General features: G+C 40.8%; 17 protein-coding genes. 6 read left to right on the top strand and 11 right to left on the bottom strand.

Annotation, left to right across the window (positions count from 1 at the left end; all coding sequences use genetic code 11):
- Window positions 1-7 precede the first annotated feature (7 nt).
- Window positions 8-1,381, top strand: coding sequence for a RagB/SusD family nutrient uptake outer membrane protein (locus tag IM797_RS27105; RefSeq protein ID WP_194130365.1), 1,374 nt, complete (start codon window positions 8-10; stop codon window positions 1,379-1,381).
- Between the two features lie 45 nt (window positions 1,382-1,426).
- On the opposite strand, the gene IM797_RS27100 is transcribed toward IM797_RS27105, so the two are convergent.
- From IM797_RS27100 to mdh, 5 genes are all read right to left on the bottom strand, one after another.
- Window positions 1,427-1,732 carry a hypothetical protein gene (locus IM797_RS27100; protein WP_194130364.1) on the bottom strand — a complete coding sequence of 102 codons (306 nt, stop codon included), beginning with the start codon at window positions 1,730-1,732 and terminating at the stop codon, window positions 1,427-1,429.
- A gap of 79 nt (window positions 1,733-1,811) precedes the next feature.
- Complete coding sequence (locus IM797_RS27095) at window positions 1,812-2,261, bottom strand: MauE/DoxX family redox-associated membrane protein (protein ID WP_194130363.1); 450 nt, start codon at window positions 2,259-2,261, stop codon at window positions 1,812-1,814.
- 122 nt (window positions 2,262-2,383) lie between these two features.
- Entirely contained in the window at window positions 2,384-3,325 is a 942-nt protein-coding gene (locus IM797_RS27090; protein WP_228099162.1) for a helix-turn-helix transcriptional regulator, read from the bottom strand.
- A gap of 91 nt (window positions 3,326-3,416) precedes the next feature.
- A complete protein-coding gene (locus IM797_RS27085) occupies window positions 3,417-3,842 on the bottom strand; it encodes an aspartyl protease family protein (protein ID WP_194130362.1) in 426 nt (141 codons plus the stop codon).
- 6 nt (window positions 3,843-3,848) lie between these two features.
- Window positions 3,849-4,787, bottom strand: a complete 939-nt coding sequence (gene mdh, locus IM797_RS27080; protein WP_194130361.1) for a malate dehydrogenase — start codon at window positions 4,785-4,787, stop codon at window positions 3,849-3,851.
- Window positions 4,788-4,962: 175 nt separating this feature from the next.
- Here mdh and IM797_RS27075 point away from each other — a divergent pair, with 175 nt between their 5' ends.
- From IM797_RS27075 to IM797_RS27060, 4 genes are all read left to right on the top strand, one after another.
- Window positions 4,963-5,448, top strand: a complete 486-nt coding sequence (locus IM797_RS27075) for a lipocalin family protein (RefSeq protein WP_194130360.1) — start codon at window positions 4,963-4,965, stop codon at window positions 5,446-5,448.
- Between the two features lie 89 nt (window positions 5,449-5,537).
- The gene (gene dnaE / locus IM797_RS27070; protein ID WP_194130359.1) at window positions 5,538-9,968 is read left to right on the top strand and encodes a DNA polymerase III subunit alpha; all 4,431 of its coding nucleotides are present in this window, start codon (window positions 5,538-5,540) and stop codon (window positions 9,966-9,968) included.
- Between the two features lie 115 nt (window positions 9,969-10,083).
- On the top strand, window positions 10,084-10,401 hold the full coding sequence (gene trxA / locus IM797_RS27065) for a thioredoxin (RefSeq protein WP_194130358.1): 318 nt from the start codon (window positions 10,084-10,086) through the stop codon (window positions 10,399-10,401).
- A 69-nt stretch (window positions 10,402-10,470) separates the two neighbouring features.
- A complete protein-coding gene (locus IM797_RS27060; RefSeq protein WP_194130357.1) occupies window positions 10,471-11,391 on the top strand; it encodes a DUF58 domain-containing protein in 921 nt (306 codons plus the stop codon).
- On the opposite strand, the gene IM797_RS27055 is transcribed toward IM797_RS27060, so the two are convergent.
- The 6 genes from IM797_RS27055 to IM797_RS27030 are packed head-to-tail and all read right to left on the bottom strand — an operon-like array spanning window position 11,388 to window position 16,104.
- Window positions 11,388-12,578, bottom strand: a complete 1,191-nt coding sequence (locus IM797_RS27055; RefSeq protein ID WP_194130356.1) for an aspartate aminotransferase family protein — start codon at window positions 12,576-12,578, stop codon at window positions 11,388-11,390. The two genes, IM797_RS27060 and IM797_RS27055, sit on opposite strands and share 4 nt — an antisense overlap.
- A 16-nt stretch (window positions 12,579-12,594) precedes the next feature.
- Window positions 12,595-13,047, bottom strand: coding sequence for a hypothetical protein (locus IM797_RS27050; RefSeq protein ID WP_194130355.1), 453 nt, complete (start codon window positions 13,045-13,047; stop codon window positions 12,595-12,597).
- Between the two features lie 11 nt (window positions 13,048-13,058).
- Window positions 13,059-13,655, bottom strand: a complete 597-nt coding sequence (locus tag IM797_RS27045; RefSeq protein WP_194130354.1) for a hypothetical protein — start codon at window positions 13,653-13,655, stop codon at window positions 13,059-13,061.
- Window positions 13,656-13,689: 34 nt separating this feature from the next.
- Window positions 13,690-14,250 (bottom strand): RNA polymerase sigma factor, encoded by a 561-nt coding sequence (locus tag IM797_RS27040; RefSeq protein ID WP_194130353.1) that lies wholly within the window; start codon window positions 14,248-14,250, stop codon window positions 13,690-13,692.
- Window positions 14,251-14,265: 15 nt separating this feature from the next.
- Window positions 14,266-15,225, bottom strand: a complete 960-nt coding sequence (locus tag IM797_RS27035; RefSeq protein WP_194130352.1) for a transketolase family protein — start codon at window positions 15,223-15,225, stop codon at window positions 14,266-14,268.
- 12 nt (window positions 15,226-15,237) lie between these two features.
- Window positions 15,238-16,104, bottom strand: coding sequence for a transketolase (locus IM797_RS27030; RefSeq protein WP_370583131.1), 867 nt, complete (start codon window positions 16,102-16,104; stop codon window positions 15,238-15,240).
- A 265-nt stretch (window positions 16,105-16,369) separates the two neighbouring features.
- Here IM797_RS27030 and IM797_RS27025 point away from each other — a divergent pair, with 265 nt between their 5' ends.
- Window positions 16,370-17,656: a sugar MFS transporter gene (locus tag IM797_RS27025; RefSeq protein ID WP_228099161.1), complete on the top strand. Its 1,287-nt coding sequence runs from the start codon at window positions 16,370-16,372 to the stop codon at window positions 17,654-17,656.
- Window positions 17,657-17,711 lie beyond the last annotated feature (55 nt).

Genomic DNA, 17,711 nt, shown 5'->3' with positions numbered 1-17,711 from the left:
TAAGCTCATGAAGAAAAAAATCAGCATCGTTTATTTATGGTATGGATTCTTTTCCTTGCTATTGTTTCAGTCTTGTGGAAAGGAATGGCTTGATGCCAAGCCTGATAAATCATTGTTAATTCCTAAAAGTATTGAAGAGTACCAGGCCCTGCTGGATAACTTCACTGTTTTCAATTCTACCCAGGTATCAAGTTTGGCAGAGATCGGTTCCGGAGATTTTTTTCTGAGCACAGCTAGCTTTCAGTCTCTTTTTTCAGTTCAGGAAAAATCAGCCTATATATGGGCACCAACTGCTACGTTTTATGTTGGAGAGCTAAGTGGCGATTGGGCGGCTGGATATAAGCGGATTTTAAATGCCAATCTGATACTTTATGGAGTTGCTCAGATTAAACCCAGTGCTGCCCAAGAACAAAGCTGGAGAGAAGTAAAGGGAAGCGCGCTGTTTTTTAGGGCTTTTAATTTCTTTAATCTGGCCCAGGAATATTGTGTGGCTTATGTCCCTGCTTCAGCCAGTACAGATTTAGGTTTGTGCCTCAGATTGGATTATGATGTCAACATAGCTAGCAAACGGAGCAATCTGCAGGAAACCTATGACCGCATTTTGTCTGATTTGGAAGAGGCGGGTCAGTTGATGAACGCCAATGCTCAATTTAAGAGTAGGCCCTCTAAAGAAGCTGTTTATGCCTTGATGGCCAGAGTATACCTTGCAATGGAAAATTATGAGCGTGCCGGGTATTATGCAGATTTGGCTTTGCAGATTCAAGCTGGGCTGATTGATTATAGCAAGTTAACTGCGGGGGTTTCTTATCCCATCTCAAAAGTTAATGCTGAGGTGATTTTTCAAGGTGTTTTTAGTTATGGCATTTTTACCGCATCAAAATTGACTGTTGTACCTGAACTTTTCAATGCATATGATCCCAAAGATTTGCGGCGGTCTATATTTTTTACATCAAATGCAAATGGTATGACCTTTAAAGGGAATTATAGTGGCGATAAAAACCAATTTTGCGGGCTTGCTACGGATGAAATGTATTTGATTCGTGCAGAATCTGCAGCCAGATCTGGTCATGTTTCAGCGGCATTGGCAGATTTGAATTATTTGCTAAAAAACCGCTGGATGGGCAACTATGTTCCAATCAATATTTCTGATCCCGTACTTGTACTGGAGTATATTTTAAAGGAAAGAAGAAAAGAATTGTTGTTTCGGGGGCTTCGCTGGCAGGATTTGAGAAGACTAAACAGAGATAGTCGGTTCGCCAAAACTTTGTCCCGGGTTTTAGATGGCAATACTTATGTATTGTATCCGAATGACAGTAGATACGTTTTTCCTTTGGATGAAGAAGAACTTCGCATGACTGGAATACAACAAAACATCCGTTAGATCAAAAAGGGCTACCATTTAAGTAGCCCTTTGATTTGATTGTTATTATTCAAAATGCCCATCGGTTATGGTATTTGCTATAAATGTTACTCCCAGAGCAGGTAACGCATCACCTTCAGAAGGGGTTGGATTTGTACCTATATTCCAGTTCGCTGAACATAAATTTCCTTCAGATTCACATCTGTCATCTGAATAGTACTTATACCCTCTGGGATCGTTTGCATTTATAAAAGTCATGTCTGTTTTGTAGTAAGTTAAAATGCTTTGTCTTTTAACTGTTGTGAATGCGCTGAACCCAAAGGCAAGACCAGCAACGAGAACGCCAAATACTGCTTTTTTAATTCTGTTCATCTTAATTTGTTTAGTAAGTTTTTGCTATGTTTATTTATACAGGTCACCGCATTTACCTGTGTTACGCGCGTAAGTTCTTTTATTTCTTTTGAGATTGTAAACCCGTAAGGGCCAATAGTATAAATCCTATATTAAACCAGATGTGTTGTTGCCAGCTCATTTTACTGATGACACCACCACAATGGCAAGGCAATTTGCTGCTGCTCAGAATCATATAACTGAGGTATACGGTGAAAATGGTCATCAATAGCAGCGCAGCACGCATGCCTGTTTTTCTGTACTTTGGGATGATCAGTACCAGGCTAATGGCAATTTCAACCAGGGGAATAGACCAGGCCACGAACATGTTCAAGCTGCCTATAAGTGGTGATTTGGCTAAGGTTGAGGCAAATGATTTAATCGTGAACAATTTACTTGCCGCGGTATACATAAAAAGTATAATGAACAAATAAACTGCGATATCCATGATCATTTCCCTGGACTTTGTGTTGAGGCGAAAATTTGAAGGTTTGTTTAATGTATTTTCCATGCTTTTTGTTATTGTATTCATAAACCCTGAGTTTCTATATCCCAAAATTGGGGTAGATTTTTTCGTTAAAAAATGGAGGATCCTGCCAAAATTTTAATAAAAATGCAGGCAGGATTTTACCCCTATTTCGCTGTTTTATATGGTCTGGATACGGTTTTTGGTGCAATGCCGAAATACTTTTTAAAGACTTTACTAAAGTAATGCGGCTCTTTGTAACCACTTAACTGCGCGATTTCTTTAATGGGTTTGGCTGTAACCAATAATTGTCCAAGTGCAAAATGAATCCTGAGTTTGGTAACTTGTTCATGAAGTGGAATTCCGAATGCGATTTTGGCCAGGCGGGCCATACTACGCTCTGATACCATAAATTGCTCAGATAATTTAGGCAGGTCATTGACAATTTCTGCATTGAAATGTTCCGTAATAAACAAAGAAATTGCTGTCGCCTTTTGCCGGTGATAAACGGAAGATTCCTTCTTGCTATTGAGCTTGTTGTGGTATCTGTCAATACAGTTGTTGATAAAAATGTAACTCTGGTTGTCTAACCTGAAATCGTCAACCACCTGATCCATTTTTTTTAACGATTTAAACAGACTTTGAGCGATGTCAACATTGGATAGGTTTAAAAGCTGGTCATCGGAATGACGAAAATGTGTGATGAGTGATTTGAACCCGGCTAAATGCTGACATTTTTCTAGAAACCAATCTGGTCTGAAAGTGATCAGCAGGATTTGATTTAAGCCGGCTGACAATGTTTTTTTATATTTCCCAGCGGGCCTGTAACCGAGATGACAGGAATCTTTATTGAGATCTACAGATAAGAAGAAGGTTGGTTTCAGAATGGAAAAATCAACCTGGGTTTCCTGTTCGAGTGTGTATTGAAACAACTCAATATGGGCTAGAAAGTGATGGATTTCCTGGTGGTACAGTATGTTTCCATTGACTAATTTTAAAAAACTAGCTTTAGCCATCCGTAGGGACAGCATCTTGTTTAAAAGTACGTCAGTACCAGTCGCGGTTACTTTTTTTGCTTGTGCAAAATTAAATTTGATGTTTGATCGCATTATTTATCTTATTTGAGAATAAGATGAAATGATGCAAAAAAAGGAATACTTTTAGGGGCTTGGGATATAGATGTATTTTGTTTTTAATGGTTTATTCCTTGTGTAAAAATAGTTTCATTTTTTTGTAGTCGACCGAGGCCTGATATTTCAACAATAAATCGCTGCCGATAATCGCCACAATTGGCGGGTGGCCCAAGCCATCGTAAGCCTCGTTAACAGCAGTTAAATCCAATCCTACGGTTTCATATTCCAGAAGCAGCAAGCGACCAATCTTAAGCCTCGGGATGGTTGCCTGTACAGTGTTTGAGGTTGTAAATAAAGTGGTGGCCTGTGTTTCTTCGGTCTGCACAATATCAGTAAGATGAGTTTTGATAAAAGTACTGTCAAATACCGATCTGGATGCGCCTGTATCCACAACAGCCATTAATTTTTGTCCAAAAACAACAATTTCCACCAGGAGGTGGAAACCGTCGTCTTGTAAGTTTATTAAAATTAGCGGAACACCAATTGTCCTCATGCGTTGTTAGATCAGATTCATGTCACTCAATACCGCATTCATGCTGCGTACGGCATCAGCACTTTTAGCAAACGCAGCCTGTTCATCATCACTCAATTTAAAATCAAGGATTTTTTCTGCTCCATTTTTACCTATGATTACCGGAACAACCAGGGAAATGTCTTTTTGTCCATATTCGCCATCCAGGTAAACGCCCGAAGAAATTAATTTCTTTTCATCGCGCACAATGCTTTCAACCATGGCTGCGGTACCAGCCCCTGGTGCATACCAGGCAGACGTACCAATCAGGCCAGTAAGTGTTGCTCCACCGACCATCGTTGCTTTAACAACTTTATCCTGCTGTTCTTTACTCAACAACTGAGTTACAGGAATGCTGTTCCAGGTCGCATGTTCAATTAAAGGAATCATGGTCGTATCGCCATGCCCACCAATTACAACCGCATTCAGGTCGCCAGGTGAACAACCCAGCTCCTGGCTCAGGTAATATTTGAACCTGGATGAGTCTAAAGCCCCACCCATACCCAGAATCCGGTTTTTAGGTAATCCTGAGGTTTTTAAGGTTAAATAATTCATGGTATCCATTGGGTTTGAAACCACAATGATGATGGTATCTGGAGAGTATTTTAAAATGTTTTCAGTTACACCTTTAACGATATTTGCGTTGGTACCAATCAGCTCTTCGCGGGTCATTCCAGGCTTACGTGGCAAGCCAGAAGTAATGACAACGACTTCAGAATCTGCTGTACTTGCATAATCGTTGGTAACCCCTTTTATTTTGGTATCAAATCCTAACAAAGCGGCAGTTTGCATCATGTCAATTGACTTGCCTTCAGCAAAACCTTCTTTAATGTCTAATAAAATCAGTTCTTCTGCTAACTCTTTCCTGGCAATATTATCTGCACAAGTAGCGCCTACAGCGCCGGCACCTACAATGGTTATCTTCATGAGTATATTTTTAAGTGATAAGCTTTCTCGAGCTTAATTTAATATGGTTACCTTCAGTCGAAGTTATAAAATTAGGTGAGTTTAAAAAATGCTTTTTAAAACTTTATTCATCCTTGCTGGTTTTATGATAAAGAATTTACATTTGCCTAATAGTAGATAATAGAGGAGAACTTTTATGGACAATCAACCTGTACCAAATGTAGATATTATGGCATATGCGGGGAAATGGTACTCGTTATATTCCATCCCGACTTTTATGGATAAGCATTGGAAACAAACGGCTGAAACCTATGTGGTTCATCCAGATGGTTTTTATGCTGTTTTTACCACCTATAAGCTTTCCGGAGATGACAAACAACATTATGTAAGATCAAAACTCTTTGTTGTTCGTGGCTATAAAAATGCAGTATTTAAAGCGCAGTTCATCTGGCCTTTTAAGGTAGATTATTGGATAATTGAGCTTGCAGAAGACTATTCCTATGTAGTGGTGGGGCATCCGAAGCATAAGTATCTGTTTATCATGGCAAGAAAGCCGGAAATGGCTCAGCCTTTACTTCAGGATATCATTGGCCGTTGCAAAAAAAGGGGATACGATACCTCCAGACTGGTTTCCCAGGAGCATCAGCAAATGCAACCTGTTCTGCAAGAGGAAACTGTTTAAATTTTCACATCGCATTTATAAAGGCCGTTAAAATTCCGTATTTTTGATCACTCATTTTTGATTTCTGAAACGAGGATTAATTGCCAGCTATGTATTTAATATTTGATACCGAAACCACAGGTTTACCCCGGAATTGGAATGCACCAATTACTGATACAGACAATTGGCCAAGGTGTATTCAAATTGCCTGGCAATTGCATGATGAACTGGGAAATCTGATCGAACATCAGGACTTTCTGGTTAAACCTGACGGTTTCAATATTCCCTACGATGCGGAACGGATTCACGGTATTTCTACTGAACTTGCGGATGAGCAGGGTATTCCTTTAGCGGAGGCGTTAGAGAAGTTTAATACCGCATTGTCCAGATCTAAATTTGTAGTAGGTCAGAATGTTGGCTTCGACGTCAACATCATGGGTTGTGAGTTTCACCGGATGGGTGTTGAAAGTCCGATGGCAAGCATGCCAGTGCTGGATACCTGTACCGAAACCACAGCCGAGCTGTTAAAATTACCGGGAGGAAGGGGCGGACGTTTCAAACTGCCCACGCTAACCGAACTCCATCAATACCTGTTTGGGGAGCCTTTTGCTGAAGCACACAATGCAACAGCCGATGTGGAAGCAACCACGCGTTGCTTTTTCCAGCTCCTTAAAATGGAGGTCTTCAGGCCAGACCAGTTACATTCTGACGCAGGTTACTTAACCCGTTTTAAACAAGCCAATCCAAATGTCATCCAGCGCATTGGATTAAAGAATGTTAACCTTAAGGCAGCGTCCGAAGAAATCAGAAAGCGTTTACAAAAAACTGAAGCGCCAAAGATTTCTAAACAAGCACTTGAGGAGAATAAACAGGAACTTGCTTCGGCAAATTTTGTGCATTTGCATAACCACACGCAGTTTTCTGTATTGCAATCTACTATCAATATTCCCTCGCTGATCAAAGCCACTGCAGGTTATAAAATGCCGGCTGTGGCCATGACCGATCATGCAAATATGATGGGGGCCTTTCACTTTGTTGCCCAGGTACTGAACCACAACAAGGGTGTGGAAGCCCGGAATCAGGCCGCAATGGAGGAAGGCAAAACGCCTGAGGAATCGATCATCAAACCGATTGTAGGTTGTGAGTTTTTTGTTTGTGAAAACCACGAAGATAAGTCTGTAAAAGACAATGGCTACCAGGTTGTATTGCTTGCAAAAAACAAAGCAGGTTATCATAACCTGGCAAAAATGTCGTCCATTGCTTATACCAAGGGTTTTTATTACATCCCCCGTATAGATAAGGCGGTTATAGAACAATACAAGGAAGATATCCTGGTGCTTTCCGGAAACCTGTATGGTGAAATCTCAAGCAAACTTTTGAATCTTGGCGAAAAGCAGGCTGAGGAAGCATTGATCTGGTGGAAATCGCAGTTTGGAGATGATTTTTATATTGAGTTGATGCGGCACAACCAGCAGGATGAGGATATTGTAAATACCTCCCTGATTGCCCTGGCTAAAAAACATGATGTAAAGCTCATCGCAACGAATAATACTTATTACATCAATAAGAAGGATGCCAATGCACACGATATTTTATTGTGTGTAAAAGATGGGGAAAAACAAGCCACCCCAATTGGACGCGGACGTGGTTTCCGTTTCGGCTTACCCAATCAGGAATATTACTTCAAATCGCCGGAGGAAATGAAAAACCTCTTTGCCGATTTACCGGAGGCAATTTTAAATATCCAGGAGATCATCGATAAGATCGAGATCTATAAACTTGCCCGGGAGGTACTGTTACCTAAGTTTGATATACCTGTTGAGTTTTTAGTTGCAGAAGATGAAGCCGATGGTGGCAAAAGGGGGGAAAATAAATTCCTGGCACACCTTACTTATGTTGGTGCCAGGAAGCGTTACGGGGAAATTACAGACGATATCAAAGAACGTCTGGATTTTGAGCTGCAAACCATTGAAAAGACCGGTTATCCCGGATATTTCCTGATTGTACAGGATTTTATTGCTGAAGCAAGGAACCTGGATGTGTCTGTAGGCCCGGGACGGGGTTCTGCAGCCGGATCTGCTGTAGCCTATTGTTTGGGGATTACCAATATCGATCCCATTAAGTACGATTTGCTATTTGAGCGTTTCTTAAATCCCGATCGTGTATCCATGCCCGATATCGATATCGACTTTGACGACGAGGGCCGCGGCCGGGTAATGGACTATGTTATCAAAAAATATGGCGCCAATCAGGTAGCACAGATCATTACCTATGGTACTATGGCGGCCAAATCTTCGGTAAAAGATACGGCCAGGGTATTGGATCTGCCATTGTTTGAGGCAGAGAAGATTGCCAAGCTGATTCCAAACATGAAGCTCGCCAAGATTTTTACTTTAGATGAGAAAGCTTTAAAAGATGCGCTTCGTGCTGATGAGTATGAAAAAGTATTGGAGCTTAAAAATCTGGCCGGTGCCAAAGATCTGGGCGCTAAAACATTGGAGCAGGCCCAGATTCTGGAAGGCTCTTTGCGAAACACAGGTATCCATGCCTGCGGTGTAATCATCACCCCGAGTGACATTACCAATTTTGTGCCGGTTGCCACGGCCAAGGATTCGGACCTGTATGTAACCCAGTTTGACAACTCGGTAGTAGAAAGTGCCGGATTGCTGAAAATGGATTTCCTTGGACTGAAAACCTTAACCCTGATTAAGGATACTGTTAAACTGGTGAAATTCAGACATGACATCGACCTGAATCCGGATAACTTTCCAATCGATGATGCCAAGACCTACGAGCTTTTCCAGCGTGGGGAAACGATAGGGATTTTCCAGTACGAGAGTACAGGTATGCAGAAGTACATGAAGGAACTTAAGCCTACGGTATTTGGGGATTTGATTGCCATGAATGCGCTGTACCGGCCGGGACCGCTGGAGTATATTCCCAGTTTTGTACGCAGGAAGAACGGAGAGGAAGAAATTAAGTACGATTTGGACGCCTGCGAAGAATACCTGAAAGAAACCTATGGTATTACTGTGTACCAGGAGCAGGTGATGCTTTTGTCGCAAAAGCTGGCTGGTTTTACCAAAGGTGAGGCCGACGTTTTGCGTAAGGCCATGGGTAAGAAACAAAAAGACGTACTGGATAAGATGAAACCGAAGTTTGTTAAACAAGCGGCGGAAAAAGGCCATGATGCGGCAACACTGGAAAAAATCTGGAAAGATTGGGAAGCCTTTGCATCCTATGCCTTCAACAAGTCCCACTCTACCTGTTATGCCTGGATTGCTTATCAAACGGCTTATTTAAAAGCGCATTTCCCTGCAGAGTATATGGCTGCGGTATTGTCGAACAACATGAGCGATATCAAACAAGTGGCTTTCTTTATGGAAGAGTGTAAACAAATGGGTGTTCAGGTTTTGGGTCCTGATGTGAATGAGTCGGGAACCAAATTTTCTGTCAACAACCAGGGCGAAGTTCGTTTTGGCTTGTCGGGAATTAAAGGTGTGGGTGATAAGGCTGTAGAAAGCATTATACAGGATAGGTTAGAGAACGGAGCTTATAAAGATTTATATGATTTTGCCAAAAGGTCAAATACCAGGACTGTCAACAAAAAAGCTTACGAGAGTTTTGTATACAGCGGAGCGTTTGATGGTTTTGGCAACCATCGTGCACAATACTTTTTTGTAGGTGTCAATGATAAATACAATGGCATAGAAAAGCTGATCAAATATGCCAACGACTTCCAGAGTAACGAGTCTTCTTCACAATCTTCTTTGTTTGGGGGCACCGTTGCTGATTTGATTTCTGAGCCGGCATTGCCTGTTGCACCAGAATGGAGTTTGATCGATAAGCTGAAATATGAGAAAGATGCGATCGGGATTTTCCTGTCTGGCCATCCGCTGGATAATTACAAGCTGGAGCTGAAAGAATTCTGTCAACATAAGGTGAAACATCTTTCTGTGGTGAACAAGGTCAGGATGGGCGATACCAATGAAGAAGTACTTGCAGAATTTGAGGCCTTAAAAAACCGGGAGCTGGTGATAGGCGGTTTGGTGGTTATCGCTGCGCAACGCATGACGAAAACCGGTAAACCTTTTGGAACCATGGTTTTTGAAGATTACGACGATACCTGTGAACTTGCGCTTTTTGGTGACGATTTCATTAAGTTTAAGCAGTTCCTGACGGATGGGTACTTTTTACAGATCAGAGGTCGGGTGGGCGAGCGGTTTAGAAAAGAAGGGGATTGGGAGTTTAAAATTACTTCCATCAATTTAATGTCTGAATTGCGCGACAAACTGGCTAAAAGTGTAACCATCCAGGTACCTATAGAACGGGTTACTGACGATTTTATGAACCAGATTTATGCCATTTTGGAGGAGAATAAGGCGAGTACGGAGCAACAAAACTGTCAGTTGTTGTTTGATGTTTACGATAGAGAACAGAATGTGATGGTTAAACTGCCCTCTAAGTCCTTTAAAATCAATCCTAACAATGATTTTCTAGCACAGCTGACTGCGTTAAATGTGAGTTCAAAGTTGAACTAATGTCATAATGGCACCGGTAACGTTGATGGCATTACAATTGATGATATATTTGTAGTCTGCAAGAGTTTGATGCTCTGGCACACTAAACTTGATAACTAATATAAAAAATAGAATTATGGCTTTAGAAATCACAGATGCTAACTTCGAGGAATTAGTATTAAAATCAGATAAACCCGTTTTAGTTGACTTTTGGGCAGAATGGTGTGGTCCATGTCGCATGGTAGGTCCTGTAGTTGACGAAATCTCGAAAGAGTATGACGGAAAAGCAATTGTTGGAAAAGTAAATGTGGATAACAATCCTCAGATTTCAACGCAGTTCGGAATCCGCAACATTCCTGCGTTATTGTATTTCAAAAACGGTGAAGTTGTAGACAAACAAGTTGGTGCTGTACCTAAGTCAGTATTGGCTCAAAAATTAGACAAACAATTGTAAGCAATATATCATACCCATAAAGGAAAGCGTTCATAATTATTATGAACGCTTTTTTTATATTTACAGGATATGGATTCGCCAATTGATGAACAAGATTTACATTTCAACAGCAACCTGGATTTACTGGCCAGGCAAGTTGTAGAAGGTTTCATTACCGGTTTACACAAAAGTCCTTTTCATGGCTTCTCTGTAGAGTTTGCCGAGCACAGGCTATATAATCCGGGCGACAATGTGAAGAACATCGATTGGAAACTGTATGCCCGTACAGATAAGCTTTTTAGCAAACGCTACGAAGAAGAAACCAATTTACGCTGTCAGTTGATCATCGACGTATCTTCTTCCATGTATTTCCCCTTAAAGGGTTACAATAAGCTGAACTTTGCGGTACAGGCTGCTGCGGCCTTAATTTACCTGCTAAAACGACAGCGAGATGCCTTTGGGTTAAGTCTTTTTACCGATCACTTACAGCTCAATACAACGGCCAAATCGACTACTGCACATCAAAAGTACCTGTTTACACATCTGGAACAAATCCTGCAGTCTGAACAGATGAATCAGCAAACCAATCTGGAATCAGCGCTTCACCAGATTGCCGATCTGATTCATAAAAGATCCCTGGTGGTTATTTTTAGCGACATGCTCAATACACTTCAAAATGAAGATCATATTGAAGGATTGTTTTCTGCCTTGCAGCACTTGAAATTCAACAAGCACGAGGTGATCATATTTAATGTGACAGATAAGGCAAAAGAAGTTGATTTTAATTTTGAAAACCGTCCCTATGAGTTTGTTGACATGGAAACAGGAGCTACCCTAAAAACGCATACCTCTAAAGTTAAGGACGCCTATTTATCCAGAATGGCCGGGTACCGGCGAACTATCCAGCTAAAATGTACACAATATAAGATCGATATGATTGATGCGGACATTGCAGCAGGCTTTTCGCCAATATTGCAGGCTTATCTCATCAAGCGGCAAAAGCTCAACTAGCCGGCCAGCTCATTGATATTTTTTAGGATAATTCTGCAAGCCTCTTCAATTTCAGCTTCTGTGATGATCAGTGGTGGTGCCACGCGCATGGAATTGCTGCAATGTAAAAACCAGTCGCTAATCAAGCCATCGGCAATACAAGCGTCAATGATCTTTTTGTTCAGTTCAAAGCTGCCAAATTCGATGGCTATCATCAGGCCAATACCCCGAACCTCTTTGATTGCAGTATGTTTGAGTAATTTTTTAAACAGCGAGCCTTTCTCCGTTACCCCTTCAACCATATTTTCGTTAACAATGGTACTTAAGGTAGCCAAACCCGCTGCGCAGCTTACCGGATGTCCGCCAAATGTAGTGATGTGACCTAAAATCGGATTGCTTGCCAGGGACATCATGATTTCATTCGAGCTGATAAAAGCACCAATCGGCATGCCACCGCCAATGCCTTTTGCCAGTAACAAAATATCCGGCACGATGTTGAAATGCTCAAAGCCAAACATTTTACCTGTACGGCCAAAACCACATTGTATTTCGTCTAGTACCAATAGCGTACCTGTTTCAGTGCAACGTTTTCTAAGCGCTTCAAAATAAGCCTGGTCGGCAATTCTGATTCCCGCTTCTCCTTGAATGGTTTCAATAAAAACTGCTGCGGTATGCGTTGTAATCTGGCTTAAATCAGCCATGACATTGTAATTGATAAATTTGATCTGGGGTAGGAGCGGGCGATAGGCTTGTTTAAACTCCTCATTGCCCATCAGGCTCAAGGCACCTTGTGTGCTGCCATGGTAGGAGTTGGTGCAGGCAATAATTTCTGAACGATGGGTATATCTTTTGGCCAGTTTCATGGCACCTTCCACAGCTTCAGCACCAGAGTTTACAAAATATGTGCAGTTTAAACTTGCAGGCAATACATCGGCAAGTGCCTTAGCGAAATCTACCTGCGGACTTTGAACAAATTCTCCATACACCATAATGTGCATGTATTTTTCAGCCTGCTCTTTTACGGCGTTAACCACGGCAGGATGGCAATGACCAACATTACTCACGCCAATTCCGGCAATTAAGTCCATGTGTTTATTGCCCTCTGTATCGTAAAGATACATTCCGCTGGCTTTAACGAATTCCAGTAAAAGTGGTTCTAAAGTTGTTTGGGCGTTATGTTGAAGAAATAATTGGCGTTGTGTAAGCATGCGCCAAAATTACGAATTAATTTGGCTGTGGCCGACCGCCATTTCTATATTTTGACAGCAATTCTTTTTTAAATGCTTCCTGAGCCCTGTAAAATTTACCGATAATTTTAATCGGCAGGTTTTCTCTCAGTTTAGAATAGTATCGCCTGTCCAGGTTCAATTCCCTTTGTCTCATATTGAAATCGTTGGTAATCAGTGCCTGTATTTGATTGTCGGATAATTCCTCAATTTCAGAGATTTTTCTAAAACTGATCATCTTTTGAGAACGTTCCTTACGAAATTCTTCCTGCTCACGTTGCCAATCGTTATAAATGGGCCAGAAAATTTTAGCTTCTTCAGCAGAGAGATCCAGCTTTTGGGTTAAAAAAGCAATTTTATACGTTTCGATTTCATTTCTACGGTCTCCAAACCCTTGAGCTGAAACCACAATTGGAAGTGTAAATAGAAAGGCAATAATTAACTGTTTCATTCGATGTTATTTTATAAATCCGAAGCAATGTCACTTTGAGAATAATTGCTCAGAATGTAGTTTTCCAAAGCTACATCTGTAGCTGGTGCTTTAGCCTGTTGTAGGTTGTTGTCTTTGATGTGATCAATGATTACATCTTCATCTATGTCATATAGCATCTGCTCAGTAGCCAGGTCGTTATAAGCAGTTTTTAGTACAGGTGTATGCTGCTGATAAAAATAGAACCCTGTTGTGCTTAATATAATGAAGCAGGCGGCAGAAGCATATTTCATCAGGCTGGAATGCCAGATTTTCAAAACAGGTGTTTTCTGTTTAGCAGTTGTTTTTGCAATGATGTTGTTTTGAAGTTGTTCAAAATAACCTGCAGGAACAGTATAACCTTCTGATGCCGTTAACGCCTGTAGGTTTTCCAGCGCAATGCCTGCTGAAATTTGTTCAGTAAGTTCAGCAAAGTAATTTTCCGGTGTAGTAAAGCCATCAGACGGAACCTGTGCCTTTAAGCGGCCAAGAAAGACTGCCTGATTTATCCTGCTTCTCGATTCATCAAAATATCCTTCCGGTACAGAAAAGGGATTGTTTTTCGGGATATTTTCTAAATTATTCTCCATCACAAATGTATTGATACATTATACAGCAAAAGGTTTAAAAGGTAATGTCATCATTTAGCATAAAAACTTCAATTTTTTTTACTGCGATATGAAAAGATGCTTTTAAAGCGCCTACGCTTGTTCCCGTAATCTCCGCGATATCCTCATATTTTAAATCATCAAAGTATTTCATATTAAAAATGAGGCGCTGCTTTTCAGGAAGTGTCAGTATGGCCTGCTGAAGTTTTAACTGTACTTTATCTCCGTTAAAATCTGTAGAAGCGATGAGGGTTTCTGCCAATTCTTCGGATACTTCATCAAGTGGGGTGTTGTTCCGTTGTTTCTTTTTATTTAGAAAGGTAATGCATTCATTGGTCGCAATGCGATAGATCCAGGTGTAAAGTTGAGAATCACTGCGAAATTTTTCCAGGTTTTTCCAGACTTTGATAAAAGTATCCTGGACCAGGTCATCAGCGTCATCATGGTCAATCACCAGTCGCCTGATGTGCCAGTATATTTTTTGCTGATATTTTGTAAGAAGCAGGTTAAAGGCTTCATTTCGAGTCTTCTCCTCAGAGAATTTCGCTATTATTTCAGAATCTTCAACCTGCTTCATCTAATTATATGGTTATTATTTACCGGCTCTTTTCATTACCTTTTGTGCCGCCTCAATAATATTCACGCTATCTAAGCCATATTTAGTCATCAGTTGATCTGGAGTTCCGCTTTCGCCAAAACTATCATTTACAGCAACAAATTCTTGTGGTGTTGGCAACTCAGTCGACAATAAACGGGCTACGCTTTCGCCCAGTCCACCGTATTTATTGTGTTCCTCACAAGTTACTACACATCCGGTTTTCTTTACCGACTTCAGCACTGCTTCTTCATCCAATGGTTTAATGGTGTGGATGTTGATGATTTCAGCATCAATACCCAATTCTGCCAATTTTTCACCAGCTTCAATGGCTTTCCAAACCATATGTCCGGTGGCAATGATGGTCACATCAGTACCTTCATTCACCATCCAGGCTTTTCCGATTTCAAATTTTTGATCCGGATCTGTAAATACAGGAATAACCGGGCGACCAAAACGCAGGTAAACTGGTCCTTCATGTTCTGCAATTGCAATGGTAGCCGCTTTAGTTTGGTTATAGTCACAAGTATTGATTACTGTCATGCCCGGAAGCATTTTCATCAAACCAATATCTTCCAGAATCTGGTGGGTTGCACCATCTTCACCCAAGGTTAAACCAGCATGAGAGGCGCAGATTTTTACATTTTTATCTGAGTAGGCTACCGATTGACGAATCTGATCGTAAACACGACCGGTAGAAAAGTTTGCGAAAGTTCCGGTGAACGGGATTTTTCCGCCGATGGTTAAGCCGGCAGCAATTCCAATCATATTGGCTTCAGCAATTCCAATCTGGAAAAACCGTTCTGGAAATTCCTTAATAAAGGCATCCATTTTTAGAGAGCCAATTAAATCTGCACATAGTGCAACTACTTCCGGATTTTTTTTACCGGCTTCAAGCAAACCAGCTCCAAAACCAGAGCGGGTATCTTTTTTTTCAGTGTAAGTATACTTTTTCATTGAAGTCTCTTCTTAATAATCTTTTAACGTACTGGTTAACTGGCCTAATGCATTTGCAAGTTGCTCATCATTGGGAGCAACACCATGCCATTTGTGCGATCCCACCATGAAGTCAACGCCATAGCCCATTTGGGTGCTCATTAAGTTCAAAATGGGCTTACCTTTACCTGTTAAAGATTTTGCGTAGTGTAAAGCCTTTACAATGGCATCCATGTCATTTCCATCTGAATTGATCACGTGCCAGCCAAAAGCTTCGAATTTATTTTGTAAGTTCTCCAGTGAAAGAATCTTTTCTGTCGGACCATCAATCTGTTGTCCGTTATAATCAATAGAAGCAATCAGGTTATCTACTTTATTATGCGGGGCATACATAATCGCCTCCCAGTTTTGGCCTTCCTGCAATTCACCATCTCCAAGTAAGGCAAATACAATTGAATGATCTTTGTTTAGTTTTTTAGCTTGTGCTGCACCAATGGCAACAGACATGCCCTGGCCTAAAGAGCCTGAAGCAATGCGAATTCCAGGCAACCCTTCGTGGGTAGTCGGGTGACCTTGTAATCTCGAATTTAATTTTCTGAATGTAGCCAGTTCTGCTACATCAAAATAACCGGATCTGGCTAAAACACTGTAAAAAACAGGCGAGATGTGTCCGTTAGAAAGGAAAAATAGGTCTTCTCCTTTACCATCCATTTTAAAATCAGTATCGTGGTTCATGATTTCAAAATACAATGCAGTCATAAAGTCTGCACAGCCTAATGATCCTCCCGGATGACCGGATTGGCAGGCATGTACCATTCTAACAATATCCCTTCTTACTTGTGAAGCGATATCTTCTAATTCATTGATTGTATGTTTCATTAATTGGGGTTGTTGATTAATATGACAAATGTAACTAAAAATATATTGGGCATAACAAGTTATGACAATTTCAGATTAATGGAGTTTTTTTATGGTAAATAATCCAAATTCTCCTGGTTTTTTGAAGTTATTTCTGCGCTGACTGCCTTAAACAATCGTTTGCGCTGTGAAAAAGACAATTGTAGCAATTTTAGTAAGCTTGTAATTCCTTTTAATTTTATATTTTTAGCGTTTTAAGTTCTTAAAATAGTTAAAGAAGTAAGCTTCATCATATTAAAACCAAACCATGAATCCAAACCAACGTCAAAACAAAACGGCATTACTGCCAATGATCATTTGTTGTGCACTGTTCTTTATCTTAGGCTTTGTAACCTGGGCTAACGGCTCTCTTATCCCGTTTGCAAAAAAAGCATTTGATCTTGAAACAGATTTGCAAGCTTACCTGGTTACTTTCGCTTCTTACATTGCTTACTTTTTCCTGGCCATTCCGAGCTCGTGGATGCTTAAAAAAATTGGTTTTCACAATGGCTTAGTATTAAGTTTGGTGATTTTGGGATTAGGCTCTTTATTGTTCATTCCTGCTGCTGAAAAAAGTAGCTATGTACTGTTTTTACTGGCAATCTTTGTGCAGGGTTCGGGTATGGCCTTGTTGCAAACCGCAGTAAATCCATATCTGAGCATTATTGGTCCAATTGACAGTGCAGCACAAAGGATATCGATTGCAGGCTTTTGTAATAAAACTGCGGGCATTATAGCGCCAATTGTACTTGGTTCACTGCTTTTGAAAGGTGCAAATGCTGCAGAAACAAGATTGGCACAAGCCGCCTCTGAGCTGGAGAAACAGACCATCCTGAATGAGTTGTTAGACCAACTTCATGCACCGTATATCGCGCTTGCGGTGGTATTGGCCTTACTTGCGGTACTGCTTAAATTTATGAAACTTCCAGAAGTAAATGTGGAAGAGGAAGATGTTACCGAAAACTTGTCTGCAGGTCCCAAAAAGACAATATTTAGTTATCCGCATTTATTTTTAGGTGCACTTGCTATCTTCTTTTGTGTGGCAGTAGAAGTAATGGCTGGTGATATCATTGGAACTTATGCCAGGGAATTGGGTACTGTTCCCCATGTGTTTAGAGACAATGCAACTGCTTTCACTTTAGGTTTCATGTTGGTGGGATATTTAATTGGGATCATCACCATCCCCAGGTTCATAAGCCAGCAAGCAGCGCTCCGGATTTGTACCTCTGTTGGTATTTTATTTTCTGCACTTTCTGTATTTACAAGCGGAGTAGTTTCTTTTTGGTTTGTCGCATTATTAGGGCTGGCCAATTCGTTAATGTGGCCTGCAATTTTTCCACTAGGTATTAAAGGCTTGGGGAAATTTACGAAAACGGGTTCTGCCATTATGATTATGGGAATTGCCGGAGGTGCCATCTGGCCGTTGGTCTATGGATTTATGAAAGATAAATTGCATATCGATTTTCAACATGCATTTTTATATGCGATGTTGCCAGCTTATTTATACATAGTATATTTCGCTTCTGCAGGACATAAGGTTGGTAAAAAGGCCTAAATGTGAGGTGCAGATTTTAAAGAAAAAGCGCTTGTGGTTTCCTAACCATTAGCGC

Origin of the sequence: Pedobacter sp. MC2016-24 (genome assembly GCF_015223055.1) — a bacterium.
Classification (GTDB): domain Bacteria; phylum Bacteroidota; class Bacteroidia; order Sphingobacteriales; family Sphingobacteriaceae; genus Pedobacter.
Note: the sequence above shows the minus strand (reverse complement) of the source record. Positions and strands in the feature narration are given on the sequence as shown.

Excerpts from the sequence above, each read along its gene's own strand:
- IM797_RS27105 (WP_194130365.1), top strand. The coding sequence starts at position 8 with ATGAAGAAAAAAATCAGCATCGTTTATTTATGGTATGGATTCTTTTCC.
- IM797_RS27100 (WP_194130364.1), bottom strand. The coding sequence starts at position 1,732 with ATGAACAGAATTAAAAAAGCAGTATTTGGCGTTCTCGTTGCTGGTCTT.
- IM797_RS27095 (WP_194130363.1), bottom strand. The coding sequence starts at position 2,261 with ATGGAAAATACATTAAACAAACCTTCAAATTTTCGCCTCAACACAAAG.
- IM797_RS27090 (WP_228099162.1), bottom strand. The coding sequence starts at position 3,325 with ATGCGATCAAACATCAAATTTAATTTTGCACAAGCAAAAAAAGTAACC.
- IM797_RS27085 (WP_194130362.1), bottom strand. The coding sequence starts at position 3,842 with ATGAGGACAATTGGTGTTCCGCTAATTTTAATAAACTTACAAGACGAC.
- mdh (WP_194130361.1), bottom strand. The coding sequence starts at position 4,787 with ATGAAGATAACCATTGTAGGTGCCGGCGCTGTAGGCGCTACTTGTGCA.
- IM797_RS27075 (WP_194130360.1), top strand. The coding sequence starts at position 4,963 with ATGGACAATCAACCTGTACCAAATGTAGATATTATGGCATATGCGGGG.
- dnaE (WP_194130359.1), top strand. The coding sequence starts at position 5,538 with ATGTATTTAATATTTGATACCGAAACCACAGGTTTACCCCGGAATTGG.
- trxA (WP_194130358.1), top strand. The coding sequence starts at position 10,084 with ATGGCTTTAGAAATCACAGATGCTAACTTCGAGGAATTAGTATTAAAA.
- IM797_RS27060 (WP_194130357.1), top strand. The coding sequence starts at position 10,471 with ATGGATTCGCCAATTGATGAACAAGATTTACATTTCAACAGCAACCTG.
- IM797_RS27055 (WP_194130356.1), bottom strand. The coding sequence starts at position 12,578 with ATGCTTACACAACGCCAATTATTTCTTCAACATAACGCCCAAACAACT.
- IM797_RS27050 (WP_194130355.1), bottom strand. The coding sequence starts at position 13,047 with ATGAAACAGTTAATTATTGCCTTTCTATTTACACTTCCAATTGTGGTT.
- IM797_RS27045 (WP_194130354.1), bottom strand. The coding sequence starts at position 13,655 with ATGGAGAATAATTTAGAAAATATCCCGAAAAACAATCCCTTTTCTGTA.
- IM797_RS27040 (WP_194130353.1), bottom strand. The coding sequence starts at position 14,250 with ATGAAGCAGGTTGAAGATTCTGAAATAATAGCGAAATTCTCTGAGGAG.
- IM797_RS27035 (WP_194130352.1), bottom strand. The coding sequence starts at position 15,225 with ATGAAAAAGTATACTTACACTGAAAAAAAAGATACCCGCTCTGGTTTT.
- IM797_RS27025 (WP_228099161.1), top strand. The coding sequence starts at position 16,370 with ATGAATCCAAACCAACGTCAAAACAAAACGGCATTACTGCCAATGATC.